General features: G+C 66.1%; 3 protein-coding genes. All 3 read left to right on the top strand.

The genetic code is table 11. The annotated features are described in order from the left end of the window. On the top strand, positions 1–1,341 hold a 1,341-nt coding region (locus ACTHLF_RS21020), incomplete at its 5' end, for a carbohydrate porin (protein WP_440330148.1). A gap of 28 nt (positions 1,342–1,369) precedes the next feature. Next, the gene (locus ACTHLF_RS21015) at positions 1,370–2,284 is read left to right on the top strand and encodes a LysR substrate-binding domain-containing protein (RefSeq protein WP_440330146.1); all 915 of its coding nucleotides are present in this window, start codon (positions 1,370–1,372) and stop codon (positions 2,282–2,284) included. 139 nt (positions 2,285–2,423) lie between these two features. Next, positions 2,424–3,506, top strand: coding sequence for a 4-oxalomesaconate tautomerase (locus ACTHLF_RS21010; RefSeq protein ID WP_440330144.1), 1,083 nt, complete (start codon positions 2,424–2,426; stop codon positions 3,504–3,506). Positions 3,507–3,595: the final 89 nt, after the last annotated feature.

The raw sequence follows: 3,595 nt of genomic DNA, 5'->3' as shown, positions 1-3,595 counted from the left end.
CGCCGTTTCACGTTCGCCTTCATTGCCGCACTGGCCGCTGGCCACGCCGTGGCCCAGACCACGCCCGACGCAGAACAACCGCGCCAGACCACGCCGGCGAAGCCGAAGGACGTGGGCGGCCCGGTCGACAAGCTTCGTGATGAGGGCATCTCGCTGCGTTTCGTCTGGGCGAACGACTGGGCGGCGAGCGTGCGTGGCGGTGAACGCCTCGGTGCCACGAACGGCGGCGGTGCGGTCGGTGGCGCCGACCTCGACATGGGCAAGCTTGCCGGGATCGAAGGCGGCAAGATGCACATCACCTTCTCGCGCTACTACGGCCACAGCGTCGCCGCCGACGATATCGGCGTGCTCCAGAAGATCCAGGGCTACTGGTACCCGAAGCGCCAGTGGGAACTGGCCCAGCTGACCTGGGAGCAGGAGTTCAAGGACAGCCACATCAACGTCCTGGCCGGCCGCATGAACGCTACGTGGCAGTTCGCGCGTTCCACGTACGGCTGCCGCTTCGTCAGCGCGCCGGATTGCCCGTACCAGCTCACCAACACCTCGGGCGGCTTCAGTGGCTTTCCGTACGTGAACTGGGGCGCGCGGGTGAAATACCAGCCCGATGCCCGTTACGTGTCGATCGGTGCCTTCGAGATCAACCCGGAACGCCGCAACAACAACGGGCTCAACTGGGGCCTCAATAACGCGACTGGCGTCATGATTCCCGTGGAAGTCGGCTACGAAACCAGCTTCGCGACGGATCCGTATCCGAAGCACCTGAAGATCGGTGGCTGGTACAACTCGGCGCCGTTCACCGATCCCGAACTCAACAGCAAGGGCCAGCATCGCGGGCTCGTCGGCGGCACCGCGCGCAATTACGATGGCGGTCGTTACGGTCTCTACGTGCTCGCCGACAAGGTGGTGTGGAAACCCGACGCGAACAGCGATACGCGTAACCTCGCCGTCTTCGCCTCGGCCACCGGGCCGCTCGACAACGCGGAGAACTACACGCTGCAATCCACCGCCGGGCTGTTGTGGACCGGCCTGAGCCGGGCACGACCCACCGATTCACTCGGTTTCCAGGCCACGTGGTTTCGCTTCAGCCGCAAGGCCGTGGGCTTCGAGGACGACCTGGTCGCGAAGAACAAGGGCGAAGGCCACTTCAAGCGCGACGAGCTGATGACCGAGCTCAACTACAGCTACAAGCTCTTCCCGGTGGTGAGCCTTGTGCCGAACCTGCAGTACATCGTCCACCCCGATGTCCTCGGCAACACCGTCGGCGTGCGCAAGGTGCCGGCCAATGCCATCGTCGTCGGCCTGCGCGTCATGGTGAACATGGGTGGGCCCGGGAGCCAGTAAGCTAGGGCCACCAAAGGCTACCCGTCCCGTGACCTTGGACCTGAAACACCTGCAGAGTTTCATCCGCATCGTCGAGTTCGGCAGCCTCACGCGCGCCGCGGCGACGCTCGACGTCTCGCAATCGCTGCTCAGCCGGCAGGTGCGCCAGCTGGAGATCGAGCTGGGTACCCACCTGCTCGAACGCAACGGGCGTGGCGTGGTGCCTACCGATGCCGGCCGCGAGCTCGTGGAGCACGGCCGCGGCATCCTCCGCCAGGTGGAAGTGGCACGGCTTTCGCTGGGCCAGAGCCGCGGCGTATACGCAGGCAAGCTGGCCATCGGGCTGCCGCCAAGCGTGGGCTCGGCGCTGACGGTCGAACTCGTCATGCGTTTTCGCGAACGCTACCCGCAGGCACAGATCAGCGTGGTCGAAGCACTGAGCGCCAGCCTGCTCGAATGGTTGCAGCTGGGCCGCCTGGATTGCGCGCTGCTGTACAACCCGGCGGTGAACGCGAACATGCGTTTCCGCCATGTGCATTCCGAAGAGCTCAACCTCATCGCCACGACACGCGATGGCCGCACGCTGCCGGAAACGGTACCGCTGGCCACGCTGGGCCAGTATCCGCTGATCATCCCGTCGCCCCTGCACTCCGTGCGCCAGCTGATCGAGGCGGATGCGGCGCGCTACGGTGTCGCGCTGGATATCCGCCTGGAAATCGATTCCGTTCGTTCGCTGCTCGACCTGGTTGAACGGGGGGTAGGTTACGGCGTGCTTTCGCGCAATGCCTTGCTGAGCCGGCGCGGGGAGCACCACCTGCACGCGGTACCCATCGTCATGCCGCAGATCACCACGCGCCTGGTGGTGGCTACCCCGACCCAGCGGCCTACCAGTGCCATCACCGAGAAAGCGCTCGAGATCGTCGACGAACTGATCGCGGAAGGTCGGCTCGACGCCAGGCTTTAGCTTGTGCAATGCAACATTTGCATGTGGTAAGCAAAGACATGCAATTCGTGCATATCAGAAAGGCGGCGTTTCGCGTTGTTCGGGGCGGCCGGGGTGAGGACCATCGAGGCTGTTCCCGGCCCGACGTGACGCAAACCCGATGTCGCACGAAATCCCCTGCTGGTACATGCGCGGAGGCACCTCGAAGGGGCCATTCTTCCGTGCCGCCGATCTCCCCGCCGACACGGCTACGCGCGACGCCGTCATCCTCGCCGCGATGGGCTCGCCGGACGAGCGCCAGATCGATGGACTGGGTGGCGCGAAATCGCTGACCAGCAAGACCGGGATCCTCTCGGTGCCCACCGACGGCGCAGCCGACCTCGATTTCCTGTTCGGCCAGGTCGGCATCGGCGAGGCGAAGGTCGACACCACGCCCAACTGCGGCAACATGCTCGCCGCCGCGCTGCCCGCGGCGATCGAAGCCGGGCTGATCGTTGCCGACAACGGCACGACGACCCGCCGCGTGCGCACCGTCAACACGGGTGTCATTGCGGAGATCACCATCCAGACACCCGGCGGCCGTCCGTTGTACGACGGCGACGCCCACATCGATGGCGTTCCGCGTCCCGCCGCGCCGGTCACCTGTGGCTTCCTCGATACCGAAGGTTCGCTCGCGGGTTCGTTGCTGCCGACTGGCAACCTGCGCGACACGATCGATGGCGTGGAGGTCACGCTGATCGATAACGGCATGCCGGTGATGCTGATCGCCGCGTCCGACCTCGGCATCGACGGTGACGAAAGTCCCGCGGATCTCGATGCAAACACCGCGCTGAAGGCACGCATCGAAGCGCTGCGCCTGAAGGCCGGCCCGCTGATGAACCTCGGCGATGTCGCCGCCAAGCCGGTGCCGAAGATCACCCTGGTATCGAAGCCGCGGCATGGCGGCGCGCTGGGCACGCGCACCTTCATCCCGCACGACTGCCACACCTCGATTGGCGTCCTTGGCGCGGTGACCGTCGGCACCGCCGCGGTCATGCCAGGCACCGTCGCTGCGGCTTTCGCCGAGGCTGGGCAGGGCGATGCGCGCACGCTGTCGATCGAACACCCCACGGGCGAATTCAGCGTGGAGCTCGGCCTCGATAACGGCCGAGTCGTCCGCGCCGCCCTCCTGCGCACCGCGCGGTTGCTCATGCGCGGCACGGTGCCGGTTTCCCCTTCGATCTGGTCCGGCCCCGCCGGCTGAACATTCCCCACGGAGATCCCCATGTCCGAGAACAAGACCGCGCTGGTCGTCAGCGCCCATTCCGCCGACTTCGTCTGGCGCGCGGGCGG

The organism is Luteibacter sp. (assembly GCF_051958795.1).
Classification (GTDB): Bacteria; Pseudomonadota; Gammaproteobacteria; order Xanthomonadales; family Rhodanobacteraceae; genus Luteibacter.
The sequence above is the reverse complement of the archived record's forward strand: the minus strand, read 5'-3'. Positions and strand labels throughout refer to the sequence as shown.